This is a genomic window from Paenibacillus xylanexedens (genome assembly GCF_007676705.1).
GTDB classification, from domain to species: domain Bacteria; phylum Bacillota; class Bacilli; order Paenibacillales; family Paenibacillaceae; genus Paenibacillus; species Paenibacillus xylanexedens_C.
This window is the reverse complement of record NZ_VEBF01000002.1, coordinates 1,721,232-1,744,084: the sequence shown is the minus strand read 5'-3', so window position 1 is coordinate 1,744,084 and position 22,853 is coordinate 1,721,232. Positions and strand designations below refer to the sequence as shown.

The 22,853-nt window shown below is 47.7% G+C and carries 18 protein-coding genes and 2 riboswitches; of the genes, 14 read left to right on the top strand and 4 right to left on the bottom strand.

The window, feature by feature from the left end:
* Positions 1-7 precede the first annotated feature (7 nt).
* The 9 genes from FS628_RS17705 to ptsP all read left to right on the top strand — a co-directional run bounded on the left by FS628_RS17705 (position 8) and on the right by ptsP (position 11,449).
* Complete coding sequence (locus tag FS628_RS17705) at positions 8-1,606, top strand: UDP-glucose--hexose-1-phosphate uridylyltransferase (RefSeq protein ID WP_145323947.1); 1,599 nt, start codon at positions 8-10, stop codon at positions 1,604-1,606.
* Between the two features lie 150 nt (positions 1,607-1,756).
* Entirely contained in the window at positions 1,757-2,344 is a 588-nt protein-coding gene (locus FS628_RS17700) for an MSMEG_1061 family FMN-dependent PPOX-type flavoprotein (protein ID WP_260871075.1), read from the top strand.
* A gap of 92 nt (positions 2,345-2,436) precedes the next feature.
* A complete protein-coding gene (locus FS628_RS17695; RefSeq protein ID WP_047844049.1) occupies positions 2,437-3,600 on the top strand; it encodes an iron-containing alcohol dehydrogenase in 1,164 nt (387 codons plus the stop codon).
* 280 nt (positions 3,601-3,880) lie between these two features.
* The gene (locus FS628_RS17690) at positions 3,881-4,408 is read left to right on the top strand and encodes a protease (protein WP_145323945.1); all 528 of its coding nucleotides are present in this window, start codon (positions 3,881-3,883) and stop codon (positions 4,406-4,408) included.
* Between the two features lie 70 nt (positions 4,409-4,478).
* On the top strand, positions 4,479-6,032 hold the full coding sequence (locus FS628_RS17685; protein WP_145323943.1) for a flotillin family protein: 1,554 nt from the start codon (positions 4,479-4,481) through the stop codon (positions 6,030-6,032).
* A 165-nt stretch (positions 6,033-6,197) separates the two neighbouring features.
* Complete coding sequence (gene glcT, locus FS628_RS17680; RefSeq protein WP_145323941.1) at positions 6,198-7,052, top strand: glucose PTS transporter transcription antiterminator GlcT; 855 nt, start codon at positions 6,198-6,200, stop codon at positions 7,050-7,052.
* Between the two features lie 287 nt (positions 7,053-7,339).
* Positions 7,340-9,391 carry a glucose-specific PTS transporter subunit IIBC gene (gene ptsG / locus FS628_RS17675; RefSeq protein ID WP_145323939.1) on the top strand — a complete coding sequence of 684 codons (2,052 nt, stop codon included), beginning with the start codon at positions 7,340-7,342 and terminating at the stop codon, positions 9,389-9,391.
* 77 nt (positions 9,392-9,468) lie between these two features.
* Entirely contained in the window at positions 9,469-9,744 is a 276-nt protein-coding gene (locus FS628_RS17670; RefSeq protein ID WP_036617010.1) for an HPr family phosphocarrier protein, read from the top strand.
* Entirely contained in the window at positions 9,737-11,449 is a 1,713-nt protein-coding gene (gene ptsP / locus FS628_RS17665) for a phosphoenolpyruvate--protein phosphotransferase (protein ID WP_145323937.1), read from the top strand. Before FS628_RS17670 ends, ptsP begins: the two co-directional genes overlap by 8 nt.
* 236 nt (positions 11,450-11,685) lie before the next feature.
* Here the strand turns inward: ptsP and gcvPB are convergent, their stop codons facing one another.
* From gcvPB to gcvT, 3 genes are all read right to left on the bottom strand, one after another.
* Positions 11,686-13,176, bottom strand: coding sequence for an aminomethyl-transferring glycine dehydrogenase subunit GcvPB (gcvPB, locus tag FS628_RS17660; protein WP_145324239.1), 1,491 nt, complete (start codon positions 13,174-13,176; stop codon positions 11,686-11,688).
* Positions 13,177-13,250: 74 nt separating this feature from the next.
* The gene (gene gcvPA / locus FS628_RS17655) at positions 13,251-14,606 is read right to left on the bottom strand and encodes an aminomethyl-transferring glycine dehydrogenase subunit GcvPA (RefSeq protein ID WP_145323935.1); all 1,356 of its coding nucleotides are present in this window, start codon (positions 14,604-14,606) and stop codon (positions 13,251-13,253) included.
* Positions 14,603-15,739, bottom strand: a complete 1,137-nt coding sequence (gene gcvT / locus FS628_RS17650; protein ID WP_145323934.1) for a glycine cleavage system aminomethyltransferase GcvT — start codon at positions 15,737-15,739, stop codon at positions 14,603-14,605. The genes gcvPA and gcvT overlap by 4 nt, the downstream gene beginning before the upstream one ends.
* A 216-nt stretch (positions 15,740-15,955) precedes the next feature.
* Positions 15,956-16,056: riboswitch (glycine riboswitch) on the bottom strand.
* A gap of 3 nt (positions 16,057-16,059) precedes the next feature.
* Positions 16,060-16,182, bottom strand: a riboswitch (glycine riboswitch).
* Between the two features lie 343 nt (positions 16,183-16,525).
* Here gcvT and gcvH point away from each other — a divergent pair.
* The 5 genes from gcvH to FS628_RS17625 all read left to right on the top strand — a co-directional run bounded on the left by gcvH (position 16,526) and on the right by FS628_RS17625 (position 22,507).
* Positions 16,526-16,918: a glycine cleavage system protein GcvH gene (gene gcvH, locus FS628_RS17645; protein WP_145323932.1), complete on the top strand. Its 393-nt coding sequence runs from the start codon at positions 16,526-16,528 to the stop codon at positions 16,916-16,918.
* A gap of 420 nt (positions 16,919-17,338) precedes the next feature.
* Positions 17,339-18,793, top strand: a complete 1,455-nt coding sequence (locus tag FS628_RS17640; RefSeq protein WP_145323929.1) for a PTS mannitol transporter subunit IICB — start codon at positions 17,339-17,341, stop codon at positions 18,791-18,793.
* 38 nt (positions 18,794-18,831) lie between these two features.
* The gene (locus FS628_RS17635; protein ID WP_145323927.1) at positions 18,832-20,931 is read left to right on the top strand and encodes a BglG family transcription antiterminator; all 2,100 of its coding nucleotides are present in this window, start codon (positions 18,832-18,834) and stop codon (positions 20,929-20,931) included.
* On the top strand, positions 20,931-21,365 hold the full coding sequence (locus FS628_RS17630; protein WP_145323925.1) for a PTS sugar transporter subunit IIA: 435 nt from the start codon (positions 20,931-20,933) through the stop codon (positions 21,363-21,365). Before FS628_RS17635 ends, FS628_RS17630 begins: the two co-directional genes overlap by 1 nt.
* Entirely contained in the window at positions 21,362-22,507 is a 1,146-nt protein-coding gene (locus FS628_RS17625) for a mannitol-1-phosphate 5-dehydrogenase (protein WP_145323923.1), read from the top strand. Before FS628_RS17630 ends, FS628_RS17625 begins: the two co-directional genes overlap by 4 nt.
* Before the next feature lie 63 nt (positions 22,508-22,570).
* Here the strand turns inward: FS628_RS17625 and FS628_RS17620 are convergent, their stop codons facing one another.
* Positions 22,571-22,822: a cysteine-rich CWC family protein gene (locus tag FS628_RS17620; protein WP_145323921.1), complete on the bottom strand. Its 252-nt coding sequence runs from the start codon at positions 22,820-22,822 to the stop codon at positions 22,571-22,573.
* Positions 22,823-22,853: the final 31 nt, after the last annotated feature.

Genomic DNA, 22,853 nt, shown 5'->3' with positions numbered 1-22,853 from the left:
ATACCTTATGTCACAGACTCATATTGCAGCAGGTGCCACAGAGCGGACACCGGAGCAGCAGGAAGCACTGCATGCCATTGAACGTCTGGTTGCATTTGCCTTGCAGAAACAATTAATCGAGGAAGCGGATTGGGATTATAGCCGCAACCTACTGCTTGAACAATTCGGATTCTCAGAGCCTTATGCCGGAGAGTTGGACACCACTGTGCCCGATGGTCCACAAGCTATGCTGGATACGTTGATTGACTATGGATTCACTATTGGACTCATTCCTGAAAATAGCGATACGTTCCGTGATTTGCTGGATGCCAAAATCATGGGCCATCTAATGGCTCGCCCATCCGAAGTGGTACGCGCATTCCGCCACACGGAGCAAACGGAAGGCATTGAAGCAGCCACCTCTCAGTTCTATGACTTGTCAATTAACTCCAACTATATCCGGATGGATCGGATCTCGAAGAACGTCTACTGGACACAGGACACGGCCTATGGAGACATGGAGATTACCATTAACCTGTCGAAGCCGGAGAAAAGTCCAAAGGAAATTGCCATGGCGAAATTGCTTCCGCCTCCGGTATATCCAAAGTGCCAGCTGTGTCGTGAAAATGTAGGCTACGCTGGTCGGGTGAATCACCCGGCCCGCCAGAATCTGAGAGTCATTCCGTTGGAGCTTAACAACGAGCCTTGGTTGTTCCAATACTCGCCGTATGTGTACTACAACGAGCACTGCATCATTTTCCATCATGATCATGTGCCGATGAAGCTGACAAAGGATACGCTGCGCAGACTGCTTGCCTTTGTCGGGGAGTACCCGCATTACTTTATCGGATCTAACGCTGATTTGCCTATCGTAGGTGGATCCATTCTGACACATGACCATTTCCAGGGCGGACGTCATACGTTCGCGATTCAAAATGCACAGCCTGAGGCTGTCTTCCGCCATGCGGATGCACCTGGGCTTACACTGAGTCTCGTAAAATGGCCGATGTCTGTAATGCGTTTAGCTTCACACGATCCTGCAGAGTTGCTTGAAGCAGGTAATGCTGTATATGAAGCGTGGAAGCTCTACAGTGATTCTGCTGTGGATATCGAGGCATTCAGTGAAGTGGATGGGGAACAGGTACCACACAATACGGTAACACCAATCGTTCGTCGCATTGCAGACGGTGGGTATGAGATGGATCTCGTCTTACGTAACAACCGCACGAATGATGTGCATCCTGAAGGGATTTTCCATCCGCACCGTGAGATGCACCATTTGAAAAAAGAGAACATTGGTCTGATCGAAGTGATGGGACTTGCCATTCTGCCAGGTCGCTTGAAAGAAGAACTGGACAGTATCGCGGATATCCTCGCTGGAGATGCCAAGCTTGCTGAAGCGGCTAAAGCTTCCGATCATGTCTTGAACAAGCATCTGGGCTGGGCGGAAGAATTGATTGAACGGTTTGGTCCTAAGCTGGACAAAGAACAAGCCGTTGCCATTGTACAGCAGGAAGTCGGCTTGAAATTCGCCGAGATTCTGGAGCATGCAGGTGTCTACAAACATGATGAAGCAGGACGCCAGGCTTTCCGTCGTTTTGTGAGCAGCATGGGATACACTGAATAATAATCAATATAATCAACAAATCCAGAACACCCGCCCAATCAGGAGCGGGTGTTCTTGTCATGGGTACGCATTGGAATGAACCTCCGAGCCAGTTATAATGGAGAGAAGTCCTAGAGTAACACAATGAATTGAGGGAATGGGGTTAAAGAATTGGAAAAGAAGGCATTGAATATTCCATTGATTACAGATGCGGAGGAACTGCAAAGCATGGTGGGGGAACCCCATGAACATGTGCGTAACAAGGCAATCTCATTTGTGGATTCACATGTTCAGAATTTTCTATCCATGTCACCTTTGTTTTTCCTCTCAACATCCGATCGGGATGGAAATAGCGATGTATCGCCACGGGGCGATGGAGCGGGATTTGTGAAAGTCTATGATACATATCGGCTCGTTTATCCCGAGCGCCCAGGCAATCGGCGGATAGACTCGTTGTTGAACATGTTGTCTAACCCTGGTATTGGTATGCTTTTTTTGATTCCGGGTCTGAATGAAGTGCTGCGTATTAATGGTAGAGCATCCATTACCAAGGATGAGGAATTCATCGCCAGTATGGGCTGGAGTGGTAAAACCATAGGTGCAGCTGTCATTGTGGATGTGGAAGAGTGCTTTATTCATTGTCCTCGGGCATTCAAACAGGCTGGGTTATGGGCCACCGAAACATGGGTGGACGCTGAGAATTTGCCTTCAACAAGCGAGATGTTTAGAGCACATTTGGAGATTAACGGGTTGTTATAAAGTGAGTGACTATCGATTTGTTTTTCTATAAACAGGGTACTATAATTGGAGTTGCACAAAAATTCTAAACTCCATTGGAGGCGACAATAGATATGAGATCTTTCCAATTCTATAATCCAACCCGGCTGATTTTCGGCAAAGGACAACTGGAAGCATTAAAAACAGAAGTGCCGAAATACGGTAAACGGGTTCTGCTTGTATATGGTGGCGGCAGTATCAAACGCAGTGGGCTGTATGATCAAGTGATCGGTTTGCTTAAGGAAGCTGGAGCAGAAGTGACTGAACTTGCTGGCGTGGAACCTAACCCGCGTCTTTCTACCGTGCACAAAGGGGTAGACCTCTGCAAAACAAATAACATCGACCTGATCCTCGCTGTAGGTGGCGGCAGTGTACTGGATTGTTCCAAAGCGATTGCTGTAGGTGCCAAGTATGATGGTGATATGTGGGATTTTGCTCAGCGCAAAGCCGTTGCACAAGACGCTCTTCCACTTGGTACTGTATTGACCATGGCAGCAACTGGTTCGGAGATGAACTCCGGTTCGGTTATTACGAATCAGGATACTCAAGAAAAACTGGGGTGGGGCAGCGCATACTCATTCCCTGCATTCTCTATCCTGGATCCGGTGAATACATACACTGTTCCACTGGACCAAACGGTATACGGCATGGTGGATATGATGTCTCACGTATTGGAGCATTACTTCCATCTGGACGCGAACACACCAGTTCAACTGGGCTTCTGTGAGACGATTCTGCGCACCGTAATGGAAGCAGCGCCGCGTCTGGTTGAAGATCTGGAGAACTATGAGCTGCGCGAAACCATTCTGTATTGCGGAACGATGGCATTGAATGGCGTACTGAATATGGGTCTTGCAGGAGACTGGGCAACACATAATATCGAACACGCGGTATCCGCAGTGTATGATATCCCACACGGCGGTGGACTTGCGATCTTGTTCCCGCACTGGATGAAACATAACTTGGATGTCAATGTGGATCGATTCAAACGTCTGGCGATCAATGTGTTCGAAGTGAATCCTGAAGGCAAGTCGGACAGACAGATTGCTGAAGAAGGTATCGATGCGCTCAGCAAATTCTGGACATCCATTGGTGCACCTAACCGTTTGGCAGATTACGATATCGATGACAGCCAGATCGACGTAATGGCTGACAAAGCGATGTTGTTTGGTCCATTCGGTAACTTCAAGAAACTGCAACGGGAAGATGTTGTATCCATCTACAAGGCTTCTCTTTAATTCTTTTATAATCACTGACAAGTGAACGGACATATTCTGTTGTCCAAAAACCGCAAGTCTCCTTTATGGGGGCTTGCGGTTTTTTCATGTATTCGGCTATACACGAGAATGATGGAGAAACATGAAGCAAGAAGAACAGAATGTCATGATAATACCCAATATCGGTTCCAGAATACATTTGAGGAAAGATTTTGAAACATTTTGATGTTAGCTACGTATTTATTTACATGTGGAATGCTCAGTTAGGATGAATTTGCGGCAGAGAGAGGAGGAACAGGGGATGGAAACAATTTATTGGGGGTGTCTAATCGGAGGGGCGATATTTGCGGTTGTCAGCCTTGTGCTGGGTGACTTGATTGATGGCTTGCTGGACGGAGCTTTTGAAATGCCAGGCCTTGATTTTTTCAAACCCGTTGTGTTAGCTGGTTCCATTACAACCTTTGGTGGTGCAGGCATTATGCTGACACGTTATAGTTCATCAAGTGCGATGTCCGGTCTAATACTATCCCTGCTTATAGGTATTGCTGCAGCCATGCTGGTATTCTTCGCATATATCAAACCGATGCGTAACAGCGATGTCTCTATTGCATTTTCAATGAAAGAGTTATCAGGGAAAATTGGGGAAATTACCATTCCCGTGCCGGAAAAAGGTTTTGGCGAAGTGATGATCCGCTTTGCATCCGGAAGTACGATTCAAACAGCATCCAGCTTTGAACACCTCCCCATTGCGGCGGGAGCACGTGTTGTCGTGGTGGATGTCGTAGATGGCGTACTGCGAGTGTCAGAATGGGATGAAAAATGTACTTAAAGATTTATAAAGTAGCCTAATCACCTAAGTAGTTTAAGCACTCATGAATGAATAAGGGGAGAGATGTGGAATGGATTTAAATCTGAACTGGGATGTTTTGTTGATTCCTATAGTTGTGGTTGGTGTCATTCTGATTCTGGGTTTGGCTTTCTGGGCGAGATACAAAACGGTTGGACCGGATGAAGCGATGATCGTTACGGGGTCATTCCTGGGTAGCAAAAATATTTCCGATGATGATTCTGGCCGAAAAATCAAAATTGTTCGTGGTGGCGGTGCATTTATCCTGCCAGTGTTCCAGCAATCGGAGTTTATCTCTTTGTTGTCTCACAAGCTGGATGTCTCCACACCTGAAGTGTACACGGAGCAAGGCGTTCCGGTTATTGCGGACGGTGTCGCTATTATCAAGGTTGGGGGCGCCGTAGAGGACGTTGCTACCGCAGCTGAACAATTCATCGGTAAACCTGTAGAAGCGCTGAGAAGCGAAGCACAGGAGGTACTGGAGGGGCATTTGCGGGCCATCCTCGGTACGATGACGGTGGAAGAAGTATATCGGAACCGGGATCGTTTTGCCCAAGAGGTTCAAGGCGTAGCAGCCAGAGATTTGAAAAAAATGGGTCTGCAAATTGTCTCATTTACCATCAAGGATGTTCGTGACAAACAGGGCTACCTGGACGCTCTCGGTAAACCGAGAATTGCGGCAGTGAAGCGTGATGCCGAGATTGCTGAAGCGGAAGCAATGCGTGATGCGCGTATTCAGAAGGCTAATGCGGAAGAACAGGGCCAAAAAGCAGAGTTGCTGCGGGATACCAATATCGCCGAGGCAGCCAAAGAGAAGGAACTGAAAGTAGCCACGTTTAAGCGGGATCAGGATACAGCAAAAGCGGAAGCCGATCAGGCATATCATATCCATGAAGCGCGTGCGAGACAGACCGTGGTAGAAGAAGAAATGAAGGTTGAACTCGTTCGTAAAGAACGTGAGATCGATCTGCAGGAAAAAGAAATCGTCGTACGTGAGAAGCAATATGATGCCGAAGTGAAGAAAAAGGCAGAAGCGGATCGTTATGCGGTGGAGCAGGCTGCTGAAGCGGATAAAGCGAAAAGAATGCGTGAAGCCGATGCAGTACAGTACTCCATCGAAACACACGCCAAAGCAACAGCTGAACAGAAGCGGCTTGAAGGTCAGGCCATGGCGGATGCGGAACTTGCCAAAGGTACAGCCGATGCAGAAGTTATTCGTTTGCGTGGTCTTGCCGAAGCAGAAGCAAAGGAAAAACTGGCCGAGGCGTTCCAGAAGTTTGGCGAAGCAGCTGTCCTCGATATCATTGTCAAAATGCTGCCTGAACTGGCTGGCAAAATTGCCGAGCCGATTGCATCCATTGATAAACTGACTGTGGTAGATACAGGTAAAGGAGAAGGTGCAGCGCGGGTAAGTAACTATGTTACGGAACTTATGGCGACGGCTCCAGAGATGCTTAAGAGCGTATCCGGCATCGATGTAGAGCAGCTGATTAAAGGCCTTACCAAGTCCAAAACACCTGCGCCGGTTGCTATTCAACAGAGCGAGGCCGTGACAACTCCTTCTATAATCGACAAGATTGTGGAAAGAGCTGGAGTAGACGAGTAAGAAACACCTCGAATGTTGTATGTATGCTCTATTGACCTTAAGGCGAATTTTTGTTACTTTTTAAGCGAGACGTCCGGCGCGGTTTGCCCGCTCCGGATGTCTTTTCGTTCGTAACAGGGTGTGACTTATCACACCTAAGATGGTGTGAAAAATGAGGTGCAAACAATGAGCAGCCTGCATGTAGATAAAGCGCTAAACAATAATGTAATCATTGCACAGCATCCTGATCATGGGGAAGTCGTTGTCATTGGTAAGGGCATTGGTTTTAACCGAAAACCGAGTGATCACATTCCACTGATGGCTGTGGAGAAAATGTTCATTTTGAAAAACCAGCAGGAGCAAGAGCAGTATAAGCAGCTTCTTCCACAGGTGGATGAAGCCTTGATCGAGATTATTAACGAAGTCATTACGTATATCGCAGAGCGTACGGACGTTCCTCTGAATGAACATATTCATATTGCATTAACCGATCATATTTCTTTCGCGTTAAAACGCAAGGAACAGGGAATTGTCATACAAAATCCATTTCTATATGAGACCCGCGAGATTTATCCTGAAGAATATCGGATGGGAGAATACGCTGTTCGTCTGATCAAGGAGAGAATGGGAGTAGACTTGGGGATGGACGAGATTGGTTTTGTTGCCCTTCATATCTATAGCGCTATGACCAACCAAAATATATCTCAGGTACGTGAACATTCACAATTGATCACTGATCTGGTGAACTTGGTGTCCGACCAACTCGATTATTCGTTTGAAACGGAATCACTGGACTACTCCCGTTTGCTGACTCATCTTCGTTTCGCCCTTGAGCGTGTACGCCGGGGGGATAAAGTCGAAGAGCTTCATAAATTGGATTCGTTGCTCAAGTTGGAGTATCCGGAAATGTACTCGCTTGCATGGAAGCTGACCAAGGTGATGGAAAAAAGGTTGAATCTGCCAGTTTATCCTGCGGAAGTAGGGTACCTGACCATTCATCTGCAACGGCTGAATCAACGGAAGGAAGAAGAGAACAAGTGAAATCATTCCAGTGATGGAATGCGGGAATAATTTTTTTGGTGTAAAGGCTTGCAATGGATTAGAACTGGTGCTACAATGGTCTCCGTAATCAAGCAACTGAATAAACATAAGCGACGTGTTACTGACTCGATCAGGCATGAGTTAATTAGAGTGTGATTGTTCTTACCTTATACAGGGTATGCTATACCCCAAGGTTGGCACATTTCACTTTGTTAATTCATGCCTTTTTTGTGTTCCCTTGCTTGCATACAAACATACAACTTAGACGAAAGGGTGTAAACGAAGCGATGTTTAAAAAGCTTTTTGGTGTATTGCAAAGAGTAGGTAAAGCTCTCATGTTACCTGTAGCCATTCTGCCAGCGGCAGGTTTGCTGCTCGGAATCGGTAACATGCTGGTTAATCCGGATTTCTTGCAATATGTAACGGCGCTCGACACCCCTTGGGTGAATTCGATCGCAACAATTATGATGAACGCAGGTCAGATCGTATTCGATAATCTGGCATTGCTGTTCGCCGTTGGTGTAGCCGTTGGATTGGCCGGTGGCGAAGGGGTTGCGGGTCTAGCAGCCATCATCGGTTATCTGGTCATGAACGTCACACTGGGTACCGCAGTAGGGGTTACCCCGGCAATGATCGGCGAAGTACCGGGTTATGCCAGCATCCTGGGTATCCCAACATTAAGTACAGGCGTGTTCGGAGGTATTATCATAGGTATTGCCGCCGCGCTGTGTTACAATCGATTCTTCAAAATCGAACTGCCGTCTTACCTGGGTTTCTTTGCAGGTAAACGATTTGTTCCGATTATCACTTCGGTTGTTTCCCTCTTAATCGGGTTGCTTCTGGTGATTATCTGGCCACCGATTCAAAATGGATTGAATGCTGTGTCTCACTTCATGGTAGATACAAGCCCGACATTGTCGGCATTCATCTTCGGAGTCGTGGAACGGTCATTAATTCCGTTCGGTCTTCACCACATTTTCTACTCCCCATTCTGGTTTGAGTTCGGTGAGTACGTTAACAAAGCTGGAGACGTCATTCGTGGTGACCAGCAGATCTTCTTCAATCAATTGCGTGATGGTGTGAACCTCACAGCGGGAACGTTCCAAGTTGGTAAATTCCCGTTCATGATGTTCGGTTTGCCAGCGGCCGCTCTTGCGATGTACCATGAAGCAAGACCGGAACACAAAAAGTATGTAGCAGGTATCATGGGTTCGGCTGCGCTGACTTCGTTCCTGACAGGGATCACAGAACCACTTGAATTCTCGTTCCTGTTTGTAGCGCCAATCCTGTTTGCAGTACACTGTATCTTTGCAGGTTTGTCTTTCATGACCATGCAAATTCTGGGTGTCAAGATCGGTATGACCTTCTCCGGTGGGTTCATTGACTTCCTGATCTTCGGTATTATTCCGAACCGTACACCATGGTGGGACGTGATTATCGTCGGTTTGATTCTTGCGGTGATCTACTACTTCGGATTCCGATTAATCATTCGCAAATTCAATCTCAAAACACCAGGACGCGAAGAGGCAACGCCTGAAACTGAGTCTGGCGGAGGCTCCGGTTCAACGGATGATCTGCCGCATAACATTCTCGAAGCTTTTGGTGGTAAGGAGAATATCAAACATCTGGATGCTTGTATTACTCGTTTGCGGATTGAAGTCAATGAGAAATCCAATGTGAAAAAAGATCGTTTGAAACAATTGGGTGCATCCGGTGTGCTTGAAGTGGGTAATAACGTTCAAGCCATCTTCGGAACACGTTCCGATACGATTAAAACTCAAATGCAGGATATCATTGCAGGGCGAACACCAGCACCAACGCCAGCAGCTGCTAAACCGACTCCAGAAGAGGAGAAGGCTCAAGGTGAACAAGGCGAGCGTATCGTTGATGAGGATATCGTAATGCCAGTCAATGGTGAGTTGATGGACATTTCGAACGTCCCTGATCCGGTCTTTGCTGAGAAAATGACAGGTGACGGATTCGCTATTTTGCCACATGATGGCACAATAACATCTCCTGTGTATGGTAAAGTGTTTAATGTATTTCCAAGCAAACACGCCGTGGGCATCATGTCCGACGGAGGCAAGGAAGTGCTTGTTCATATAGGTGTCAATACGGTGAAGCTGAAAGGTCAAGGCTTTAACGTACTCGTGCAGGAAGGTGATCTGGTATCGGCGGGTCAGCCGATTATGGAAGTGGATCTGGAGTATGTCAAAGCAAACGCTCCATCGATTATTTCACCCGTTATTTTCACTAACCTGCCAGAAGGCTCCACAGTGACCTTGAAGAAGAGTGGAGTGCTCAAAGTTGGCGATCAGCCAATCATTGAGATAAAATAAGAAGTGTTACGACGATGGCAAGCAAGTGTAAATATATGCAATGCCTAAACCAAATTACTGAAAGTGAGATGATTGTAATGCAACAAACATTCAGAATTACAGACGAAGATGGTATCCACGCACGTCCGGCGACAGCCCTGGTTAATACAGCTAACAAATTCAAAGGTGCAGAATCCTTTGCAGAAGCTAACGGTAAAAAAGTAACTTTGAAATCCATCCTGGGTGTTCTTTCCCTCGGATTGGAACAAGGCGACACCATCAGCATCATCGTTGAAGGCGAAGGCGAAGCTGAAGCTCTTCAAGCTTTGACTGACGTTATGGTTAACGAAGGGTTGGGCGAAATTAATGCTTAATGTCTCCGGGATCGCGGCTTCGGCGGGTATTGCTATCGCCAAGGCGTTTATCTTGGAGCATCCTGATTACTCTGTAGAAAAACGCCAAATTAACGACGTTGACGCAGAGATCGCGAAACTCGACTCAGCTCTGGGTAAATCCCAGGCTGAGCTTGAGGCGATCAAAGAGCGCACTTTACAAGAGCTTGGCGAGAAAAAAGCAGAGATTTTTGCTTCGCATTTGCTCATTTTGAATGACCCGGAACTGATTGATCCGGTTAAAGCTAGAATTGCGGATGATAAGATCAATGCAGAATTTGCTTTGAACGAAACCGCATCGCAATTTATCTCCATGTTTGAGAACATGAAGAGTGCTTACCTGCAGGAACGTGCTGCAGATATGCGTGACGTTACTAAACGTGTGCTAAATCACTTGCTTGGTATCGACTTCATGAGTCCTGCTGAGATCAATGAAGAAGTGATCGTGCTTGCGGAGGATCTGACGCCTTCCGACACGGCTCAACTGAACCGCCAATTTGTTAAAGGTTTTGCAACCAACATTGGTGGTCGTACTTCTCACTCGGCGATTATGGCTCGCTCACTTGAAATTCCGGCTGTCGTTGGAACCAAGGACATCTTGGCTCAAGCGAAACAAGGCGATATGATCATTGTTGACGGTCTGGATGGTCACGTACTGGTTAACCCTACTGATGAAGTTATTGCTGAATACCGTGCCAAACAGGAACAGTATGATGCACAACGTGCAGAGTGGAGAAAACTTCGTGATGAGCCAACGGTAACAGTGGACAACGTTCATGTTGAACTTGCGGCCAACATCGGTACACCGAATGATGTAACGGGTGTTCTGGAGAACGGCGGAGAGGCTGTAGGCCTGTACCGTACCGAGTTCCTGTACATGGGCAGAGACAAGCTTCCTTCCGAAGACATTCAGTATAATGCTTATAAAGCGGTACTGGAAAAAATGGAAGGCAAACCTGTCGTTGTTCGTACACTCGACATCGGTGGAGACAAAGAGCTTCCATACCTGGATCTGCCAAAAGAAATGAATCCATTCCTCGGCTTCCGCGCAGTTCGTCTGTGTCTGGACCGTCTGGATATCTTCCGTACACAATTGCGTGCATTGCTGCGTGCAAGCGTGCATGGTAACCTGCGTGTCATGTTCCCAATGATCGCAACACTGGGTGAATTCCGTGAAGCAAAAGCTGTCTTGCTCGAAGAGAAAGAGAAGCTGGTTGCTGAAGGGATTGCTGTTTCTGACAGCATTCAACTCGGAATCATGGTCGAAATTCCTTCGACTGCAGTTCTGGCGGATCAATTTGCCAAAGAAGTGGATTTCTTCAGTATCGGAACAAACGATCTGATTCAATACACAATGGCTGCTGACCGTATGAACGAACGAGTGGCTTATCTGTACCAACCTTACAACCCGGCCATTTTGCGTTTGGTTAAAATGGTTATCGATGCAGCGCATCGTGAAGGCAAATGGGTTGGCATGTGTGGTGAGATGGCAGGAGACGAAACAGCAATTCCATTGTTGCTCGGTCTTGGATTGGATGAGTTCAGCATGAGCGCAACATCCATTCTGCCAGCTCGTAGTCAGATCACCAAGTTGTCCCGTGCGGACATGCAGGAACTGGCTGCCAAAGCTCTGGATATGCAAACGGCTGAACAAGTTGTTGAATTGGTTCAAAGCATTCAAGCGTAATTTTGCCGGGGTTTCCTCCGGATTTGAGGTTTTTCTTTTTCCGATAATGAGCTGCATTCATGCAGCGATTTTGCCGGTATCCGCGAATCATGTGGATATCGGCTTTTTTTGTTGCGCAAATGTATAGGAAATAAAGGGGAGTACGAGGAGAAGGACCCTGTAATGTCTGGGCAAAAAAATGCTCTTACTGGTGTAGTTAACATCAGCAAGAGCATGGGGTAGAAACTCACTTAGTTTTAACTGCAAGCGCAGTTTAGTACAGGTTTGCGGGCCGCGGTAGTCTCATCGAGTCGAGTAACCGGTGTGCCATAAGGTGCGTTCAGTACCAATTCAGGTGTCTCTTCCGCTTCTTTGGCAATCCGTATCAACGTATCAATGAATCCATCCAAAGTTTCTTTACTTTCGGTTTCTGTCGGCTCGATCATAATGCATTCTTCGACGTTGAGCGGGAAGTACACCGTAGGTGGGTGATATCCAAAATCAAGCAATCGTTTGGCAACGTCAAGTGTGCGTACACCATATTGCTTCAACCCCCGTCCAGACATGACAAATTCATGTTTACATACGCCAGGATATGGAATCTCGTAGTAAGGGGCGAGACGGGCCATCATATAGTTGGCATTCAGTACCGCGCATTCAGATACACGGCGTAAGCCTTCCGGTCCATAGGTGCGAATGTAAGCATAGGCACGTACCAATATACCGAAGTTACCGTAGTAGGCTTTCACCCGGCCAATGGATTGATCGCCTTCACGATCGAATGCATACATACCGTCATCATTTTTGATCACCGTCGGCTTAGGCAGGAACGGAACCAGACGGCTCTTCACGCCGACTGGCCCGGCGCCGGGTCCACCACCGCCATGAGGCGTACTCATTGTTTTGTGCAAGTTCAGATGCACCACGTCAAAGCCCATATCACCCGGACGGGTAATGCCCATAATTGCATTGGAGTTCGCGCCATCGTAGTATAGCAAACCACCAGCCTGGTGTACGATGGATGCAATCTCCTGAATGTCTTTCTCGAACAAACCAAGTGTATTCGGGTTTGTCAGCATCAATGCTGCCGTATCCGAACCGACGGCTGCACGGAGTGCGTCCAGATCAACCAGTCCGTCTGCGCGGGATGGAATCGTTACAGTTTCAAATCCTGCAACGGTTGCACTTGCCGGGTTGGTACCATGCGAAGAATCGGGCACGATGACTTTGGTACGTTGTTCGCCACGACCTTCGTGGTAGGCACGAATCATCATGAGTCCTGTCCATTCTCCATGGGCACCCGCGGCGGGTTGTAGGGTCACCGCATCCATACCTGTCAGACCTGCTAGATCGTTTTGCAACGTATATAACAGTTCAAGTGCACCTTGAATGCTGGATTCATGCTGGTACGGATGGATTTTGGCGAAACCGTTATAACGTGCAACATCCTCATTAATCTTTGGATTGTATTTCATCGTACAAGAGCCCAGTGGATAGAATCCGTTATCTACGCCGAAGTTGCGGCGGGACAGAGCAGTATAGTGTCGAATAACATCTACCTCGAACACTTCCGGCAGTGCCGCTGCTTCTGAACGGAGCATTTCCCGGGGAATCAACGTATCGGCAGTCTGACGAGGAACGTCACATTCTGGCAGGGAATAAGCGACACGTCCAGGGCTGCTGAGTTCAAAGATCAATGCTTGCTCCGGTGCAGGGGATAAGGTTTGTGCGTTGAATTTTTCTGTCACAAATTGAGCCGAAGTGGAGACAGAGGTACCCGTTTCCGATTGTCCTTGTGCCGGTGTTGTCGTCGTTTCCTGAGTCACAGCGATCCCTCCAATGCTCGTGCGAATTCGTCAATCTCTTCCTTACTGCGTCGTTCGGTAACAGCAATCAGCATATGTCCGGCAAGCTCCGGATAATCACGTCCGAGTTCGTAGCCACCAATGAAGCCCTCATCAAGCAGTTTCAGCTGAAGTGCATCCACGTCTGTTCCTTCAGGAAGTTTAATCACAAACTCATTGAATGTTGGTGCATTAAACGTCAGGCTAACACCAGGAATCGCAGTTAATGTATTCAGGGTGTAATTGCTCTTTTGCAGATTTAGATCCGCTACATCGATCATTCCTTGTTTCCCCATGATGGACATATAGACAGATGCGCTGAGTGCAAGCAAAGCCTGGTTGGAACAGATGTTGGATGTCGCCTTTTCGCGGCGGATATGCTGTTCACGTGCTTGCAGTGTCAGTACAAAACCGCGCTTGCCGTTGCGATCCGTGGTCTGGCCTACAATTCGGCCAGGAATTCGGCGCATATGAGGCTGGGATACGGCGAAATATCCACATGTCGGGCCGCCGAGTGAAGCGGCGATACCGAGGGGCTGCGCATCGCCTACTACGATGTCGGCACCCAGCTTGCCTGGAGCTTCCAGCAGACCCAGCGATAGCGGGTTAGCACTTACGACGAGCAGACCCTTGTGCGCATGCACGAGGTCAGCGGCTTGCTTCACATTTTCCACGGCACCGAAGAAGTTCGGACTCTGGATCATGACAGCAGCGGTATCGTCTGAAATGGCGGCTTGCAGGGCATCCCAGTCAGTGACGCCATCCTTATAGCCAATCTCAACAATCTCCAGACTCAATCCGTGCGCATACGCCTGCAATACCTGACGGGCTTCCGGATGAACGGTACGGGATACGATGAGCTGTTTGCGACGAGTTGCCGCTGCGGCCAAGTTTCCTGCTTCCGCAAAGGCAGTTGCACCGTCATACATGCTGGCATTGGCTAAAGCCATACCGGTTAATTCACAGATGTAAGATTGAAACTCGAAAATGGCTTGTAGTTCACCTTGGCTGATCTCAGGCTGATAAGGTGTGTAGGCGGTGTAAAACTCTGAACGGGAAATGACATGATTGATGACGGAAGGAACATGATGATCGTATATGCCTGCGCCGAGGAAACTGGCGTGTGTTTCGAAATTGGCGTTGGCACCAGCCTGTTTGGACATGTGACGTGTCAGCCCGTATTCATCAAGTTTGGAGGATACGGGCAGCTCGCCCTGATAACGAATCTCTTTGGGAATGTCCTGAAACAGATCATCCAGCGTATCCACACCGATGGTTGCGAGCATGGCGCTCTGATCTTGCTCGGTCATGGGAATGTAACGGTGCTTGCTCATGCTTGATCAGCTCCTTGAGTAGGTGTCTTTGACGTACGTGTCCGTTTATGAAAAGGGGTCTTCACAACCTCGGCTTTCAGTTTCTTGCCGCGGATCTCAATCTCAAGCGGGGTTCCCAGCACAGCGTATTTGCTGTCGATGAGGGCAAGCCCCAGATTACGCTTCAATGTAGGTGATTGTGTACCTGTCGTCACTTCGCCAATCTGTACGCCTTCGGCGTAAATCGGATAGTGGGGGCGGGGGATACCGCGCTCCAGCACTTCGATGCCGATCAGTTTGCGGGCGGGACCGTCATTTTTTTGTTGTAACAAGGCTTCGTGTCCAATAAAGGGTCCAGCATTCAGCTTCACAAACATACCTACGCCAGCTTCGAGTGGAGAGATGGTTGCCGACAATTCCTGTCCATACAGAGGGAGCCTCGCTTCAAAGCGCAGTGTATCTCGGGCACCAAGTCCGGTTGGTACGAGTCCGTGACCTTCACCGGCTTGCATTAATCCATTCCAGACCACAGCAGCCTGGTCCGAAGGTACATATAGCTCAAAGCCATCTTCACCGGTATAACCGGTACGGGACATCAGTAATTTTACTCCGCATACTTCAGCATCCTGCACAAAACGAAACGGTTCAATCGAGGATACATCCGTATCTGTAACTTTCCCGATAATGTCTACAGCCAGTGGACCTTGCAGGGCGAGTAGTGCTGTCTGCTCCGAATCGTTGGTCATGCTTACGCCAGGGATCAAGTGCTCTTGCAGCCACGCCCAATCCTTGTCGATGTTGGAGGCGTTAACAACGAGCATATAATGCTGCTCTTCCAGCTTATACACGAGCAGATCATCCACCACACCGCCATCTGGATAACACATCAGGGTGTACTGGGCTTGACCGGGAACCAGCGTGGTCACATCATTGGTCATCATTTGTTGCAAAAATGCTTCAGCCTGCTCACCCTGTACTGTGAATTCGCCCATATGGGATACATCGAACAGTCCAGCGCGCTCGCGTACCGCTTCATGTTCTTTCTGGATTCCGCTAAATTGTACCGGAAGCTCCCAGCCTCCAAAATCAATGCACCGTACGCCTTCATATTGCTGATATAGTGGGAAGAGTGGTGTTCTAAGCAAATCGGACATCAAATCACCTCGTCATGGGCCGTCAGCCGGCCGAATATGCAATCGTGGATCAATGAACCAGGTATTTTTAAATTTTCATCTAGAGACCTTTAGTGGGTAAGTATGATAAGGCAGCTATGACAGCGCCGATCTGAATCCTGTTTTTCGTTTTTTTGGGAAAAAGGAAAAGGACAGGCCAAAGAACCGGCATGCCAAGTAGCACACTGTATTCTAAGGCTCTGTCCCTTGTACCTGAGAGTTACCCCGCCGCGTCGAACAGCAGGTTTCCCCTTGGGTGATCATGACGCCCGCACAGGGCGAATAGATGCTCTCCAGAGTTGCGTCCCGTAAAAGTCCTTTTGCCTGAGAGATTCACCCCCGCTTATCGGTGGTTTACTCCTTCGGCGTTACCTCATGTACATCCCGAGTCGGGTGTCACGGGTAATCTCTCCCTTTACATTCATCCGCGGGTATAACATAGTCCAATAAACACTTTTACTCCTCTCATTAAAACGTGAATCCACTATCGATGTCAAGAACGATATCATAGAAAATGATTAAAAACCGAATATTTAATATAGTTTTAATATAATCGTTCGTGTATTTAAAAAGACTACGCTTACTATTCTAATATTCACCAGTATATGTAGAAAGAGTGTATTCAGGTTACGGTTTGAGGAAGGGATTAGCAAATAAATTGTAAGGTATCTTGACATTTGATTCATAAATATCATACGCTATGTTCTGGGAAAAAGGTTAAGGTCAAAGAACGCATGCACTCATTAATGAAAAGCGAGGCGGATATCGATGAGCGAATTGAAAAGTGATTTCCTGTACAGTGAAGAGCACGAATGGGTGCAAACCGTAGGGGAGGATACTGTACGTATTGGCATTACCGAGTTCGCGCAGCATCAGCTGGGTGACATTGTGTTTGTGGAATTGCCTGACCTTGAAACCAATGTAAAAGCAGAAGACAGCATTGGAACGATCGAATCGGTCAAAACGGTGTCGGACTTGTTTTCTCCAGTCACTGGTTCAATCATTGCGGTGAATGATTCGTTGCAGGACTCACCTGAACTGGTAAACAGCTCTCCTTACGAGGAAGGCTGGATGATCGAGATTCGTGTTGAGGGAGATCTGTCTGCAGCATTGTCCACATTGATGAATGCAGATGCGTATCGCAAACATACCGAAGAATAGAATCAATGAACTTGTACTTATTAACATATGTTTTTATAGAAAAATGAGATGTGCTTCATGTTATTGCGACCTGTGTGAGCTTGATGCTTGCACAGGTTTTTTTGTGCTTTCCAAGGAACGTTGTGAATACTGATTGAAGCAGCTTGTGGATGCAAATTGTCTGATTAGACCAAGCTGTAGGTTAGAAAATGATTTTGGAAATGATAAAAGTCATAGGCAAGAAAAGCCTTATGTACCAATAAGTTCAGCCATTATGCATAGATAAAAACGATTACATAACCTAATGTTGTCATCATTGTTCATGACGAAAGTACGCTTTCATTTCATTGAACAGGAGAGCATTCTCGCTTAGGATTACAGCAGGGGAGAAATGATACCCCTTTCATAATCATAATCACTTGATCCAAGGAGGATAATACAATGAGTAATTTGGACCAAACGTCCAATTCCAAAGGTGGGCTACGGGTAGGGGTTCAGCGCTTCGGCCGATTCCTGAGTGGTATGGTCATGCCGAATATGGGCGCATTTATCGCCTGGGGATTAATTACGGCTCTGTTCATTCCAACAGGCTGGTTCCCTAACGAGACGCTTGCCCAGCTAGTAGATCCGATGATCAAATATTTGCTGCCACTGTTAATCGGTTACACCGGGGGTACGATGGTGCATGGCCAGCGTGGTGGTGTCGTGGGTGCCATTATGACCATTGGGGTCATCGTGGGTAGCGATATTCCGATGTTCCTCGGGGCCATGATCGCTGGACCTCTGGCAGCATGGATCATCAAAAAATTCGATAAATCGATCGAAGGTAAAATTAGAGCCGGATTTGAAATGCTGGTTAACAACTTCTCAGCTGGTATTATTGGCGGAATCTTGGGGATTTTTGCGCTACTGGGCATCGGGCCGGCTGTAGAAGCGATTAGCAAAGTATTGTCTGCCGGGGTGCAAGGCTTAATGAATCTGGGCTTGCTGCCGCTGGTTAACCTGATTATCGAACCGGGTAAAGTATTGTTCCTGAACAATGCAATTAACCACGGTATTCTTACGCCTATTGCAACAGATCAAGCAAGAGAATTAGGGCAATCCGTATTATACATGCTTGAATCCAACCCGGGTCCGGGACTTGGTATCTTGCTTGCTTACTGTTTCTTCGGACGCGGAATGGCCAAATCTTCTGCACCAGGTGCCGTTATCATTCATTTCTTCGGGGGAATTCATGAGATCTACTTCCCTTACATTCTGATGAGACCGATTCTGATCCTTGCCGCAATCGCAGGCGGTGTTGCAGGTACATTAACATTCATGCTTACAGGCGCAGGGCTTGTCTCAGCACCATCACCGGGTAGTATTATCGCGTATTTCCTTTTAACACCAAGAGGTGGATACCTCCCAATGCTTGCAGGGGTTCTTGTAGCAGCGGTCGTTTCCTTCCTTGTGGCAGCATTGTTGCTGAAAACGGGTAAACAAAAGGACGAAGATCTGGAGTCTGCATCCAGTCGGATGAAAGACATGAAGAGTCAAGGAACCGTGCCAAACGCTGGCATTACGGCTAATCAACGTGAAGCAGACAGAGCTGCGGATATGGCCTTTTCTACAGTGAAAACAGATGTGAAGAAGATCGTCTTCTCCTGTGATGCAGGTATGGGATCGAGTGCCATGGGCGCTTCCATTCTACGCAAGAAGATGAAGGCCGAGGGGATTGACGTTACGGTGACCAATACGGCCATCAGTGATATCCCGCCGGATGCAGATGTGGTGATCACACAACAAGTATTAACCGATCGTGCCCGCTCTGTGGCGCCGAATGCAGAACATATATCCATCGACAACTTCCTAAAAAGCCCGGAATATGATGCGCTCGTTGAACGTCTGAAGTAATTGCACGCATTCGTTTTCCCTGAGCCGGAGGCTGAGATATGAGTATTACCAAAAGACAACGTGAAATCGTGGAGTTTCTGCTGGAGCATCCACATGAAGTCACTGCCGGCGAAATCGCCGTTGAAGTAAAAGTCAGTACCCGAACGGTTCATCGCGAGCTTCAAATGATTGAACAATGGCTTGAACCTTTGGGGATGAGACTGGAAAAAAAATCAGGAACCGGTATTCGAATTGATTCCGGTTCGGATGATCTGACTGCATTGCGACAGCAACTGGAGGGTAAAGAATATGTAGAGTTTACGCCAGAAGAGCGTAAGCTCTTCATGCTTTGCATCCTGCTTGATGAGTCGGAGCCTGTGAAGTTGCTTGCTCTTGCTTCGGATCTGAAGGTGACTGTGTCCACGGTAACCACTGATCTGGACGATCTGGAGTCACGGATTCTTCAGGCTGGACTGAAGCTGGTTCGCAGGCGTGGATATGGTGTCAAAATTAACGGAAGTGAGACGTTTCATCGCACAGCGATAGCTGCACTTGCCCTCGAATTTCTGGATGAGTCTGACCTGTTCGGAAGACAGCCAGAACAAGGAGGCTCCATCGTAAACCAAAAACTGCTGGATATGATTGGACATGGTGATGTGCTAACGGTCGAAAATGCGTTATGGCAGCCGGATATCGAATGGCTGGAGAACATCCCGGAACGGCAATACATGAAGCTGCTGATTCAATTATCCGTAGCAGTTGTACGTATTCGTAAAGGCTTTGGCATTGGCCGTGTATCTCCCCGGGAGAAGAAGGGAGATGAAATTGCAGAGCAGGGTGAGATAAAGGTTCCACCTTATCTGGCTTCCCGCTTGTGCAGTGTTCTATCCACCCAGCTGGGGCTGACATTCTCCCAAGATGAGCAAGCTTATTTTCACAGACTATTAATTGAGACAGAACAACGGATTCACTCTTCACGGCTGTTGCCGATAGACGACTTGATTTTACTGGACAGGGTACATTCACTGATTGATCAGATGCAGGCTAGAACTCATTATGCCTTTCATGAGGATCGTTTGCTTCGTGAGGGCCTGATTGGTCATATGCAACCTGTAATGGAGCGAATTGAAGAACAGCAGATCATTCGTAATCCGTTGCTGCAGCAGATTCGCAAGGATTATGATTCACTCTTCGAAGATGTCAAAAAATCCGTGCATCAAGCTTGGCCGAGTGTGGAAGTTCCGGATGAGGAAATTGGTTTCTTGGTCATGCATTTTGGAGCTTCCATTGAGAGGTTGCGTGCATTGAAACGGGAAATCAGGGCGATCATTGTGTGTACAAGCGGAATCGGATCATCACGTATGCTTTCCAGTCGACTGACGAAGGAGATTCCCGAGATTCGGATCATGGACAGCGTGTCCTGGTATGAAGCTACTCGAATCCCTACAGATGAATATGACCTGGTGTTATCCACTGTCGATCTGCCGATGGATGAGCATCAGTATTACAAAGTGAGCCCACTGCTCACGGCAGAAGAGAGTGAGCAGCTGCGTCATTTTATCAGGACAACAACGTTACAACGACAGCATAACAACCCGCGTGAAACAGAGGTTCAGACGACAAGTCGTTACTCGAACCCTGACGGAATGGAAGCTATTCTGGTTGAAATCGTCCGGATTATTGGGAAGTTTCAGGTGTACTCGCTGGATAACCAGGATATTGGTTTCTATAAAACCGTATATGCGATGTGCAACGTACTCCATGAATCGGGTGTTTTGAAGGAACCGGAGGAGATTGCGAAACGGTTGGAGGCACGTGAAGCAGTGGGGAGTCAAAAGATTCCCGGCACAAGACTTGCGCTGTTCCATACACGCAGTGAGGGCATCTACAGGCCGTCTATCAGCCTATTTCAGCTCACTGAGCCACTCCTTCGTACGCCGGATGATCCGGCAGGAGTTACCCATATCCTCTTGATGCTCGGTCCCAGAGAATTATCCAAGGAAAGCCTGGAGGTTCTCAGTGAGATTAGCGCACTGTTATTGCAGGAAGAAATGATTGCATTGCTGGAAAAGGGAATCAGGGATGAACTCATTCATTACCTGTCCCAGGAACTGGTTGGATTTTATCGCAGTAAAACCGAAATTGGAGGCCAAAAATGATGAGTATGTTAACAACAGATAAAGTCATCTTGAATGCGACGGCTCAGGACAAATATGAAGCGATTCGTATGGCAGGACAGATTCTGAAGGATGCGGGACATATTACTGCTGATTACATTGAGAAGATGATTGAACGCGAAGAGATTGTGTCGACCTATGTAGGGAACGGACTTGCGATCCCGCACGGTACGAAGGAATCCAAATCTTTCATTTTATCCACAGGTATCTCTGTCATTCAGTATCCACAGGGTGTTGATTTTGGCGAAGAAAAAGCCTATATGGTGATTGGTATCGCGGCTCAAGGCGGGGAGCATATGGAGATCTTGACTAGCATCGCGGTGATCTGTGCTGAAGATGAGAATATGGAGGCACTGCGACTGGCGAAAACAGCCGAAGAAGTTATTGCTATTCTGGAAAGTGAAATGGAACTATGAAGGCCCTACACTTTGGCGCAGGTAACATTGGACGCGGGTTCATTGGATTGATTCTCTCCCGTGCAGGGTATGAGGTGATTTTCTCCGACGTGAATCAGGACTTGGTAACGGCTCTCCAGCAACGGGGACAGTACACGGTAGAACTGGCTAACGAGAGCAAGGATCAGGAGACCGTCATGGGTGTAAACGCAATCGATGGGACTCAGTTAGAAAAGGTTGCCCAAACTGTGGTGGAAGCGGATCTGATTACAACCGCAGTGGGTGTAGGCGTACTAAAGCATATTGCACCGGGCATTGCGAAAGGACTTGAGAAGAGACTGAATTCAGGTCCTGCTCAAAACCCTCTCCACATTATTGCTTGTGAGAACGCAATTGGAGCCAGTACGCAATTGAAAGAGCATGTATATGCTCTGCTCAATGAAGACGTACGTTCCCTTGCGGATCAGTACATTTATTTCCCCGATTCAGCAGTAGACCGGATTGTGCCTATTCAGCATCATGAAGATCCTCTGCATGTACAGGTAGAGCCTTTTTACGAGTGGGTGGTGGATCGCTCCCAGATGGCTCCTGCATTCAAACCGGTTGAGGGCATTGTATATGTCGATGATCTGGAGCCGTATATTGAACGGAAGCTGTTCACTGTAAATACAGGGCATTGTGTTGCAGCGTATATCGGTAATGTGCATGGGTATGACACGATTCAGAAGGCTATTGCCGACGAAAAGGTAAAATCCATTGTATACAGCGCTTTGCAGGAAACCGGGGCAGTTCTGGTGAAACGGTTTGGATTTAATCCTGACGAGCATGAGCAGTATATTGTCAAAATACTGGGACGGTTCGTCAACCCGTATCTCACCGATGAGGTCACTCGTGTGGGTCGTTCTCCGCTGCGCAAGCTGTCTCCGAATGATCGTCTGGTTCGCCCGGCTCTTCAGGCCTATGCGGATGGAACTGAAACGACCTATCTGGCTATGGGCATGGCAGCTGCCTGCAAATTCGATGTCTCCGATGATCCGGAAGCAGTTGAACTGCAGGACATGATCCGCCAGAAGGGGATTGCGGCTGCACTGCATCATTATACGTCCATGGATGAGCATCATCCGGTGCTTCAACAGGCTGTTGCTCAGTATAACCAAATGTAAGAGCAGTGGTAGCGTGGCTAACGGTCTTAGATAATGCACAATAGAAGAAGAGCCATACAGTTGTTAACTGTGTGGCTCTTCTTTTTGTTGGAGTTTATCGGCATAGTCATCCAAACAGCGTTGACATATACACGATTTTCGGCGCTGCTCTGGCGGAATGCGGTCAAATACACCTTCGGGGAAAGTAGCCCGGTTACACCAGCATTCCGAATGAGGATGCCCTGCGGCATAGGAACAGCGATTAGCTTCCCCGCATAAAGGGCAGACAAGAACATCGATATGGATGCGCTCTTGATCGTCTTGTTCTACAGACATTCGGTTCTTCCCTCCCTGTGGAATAGCTGCG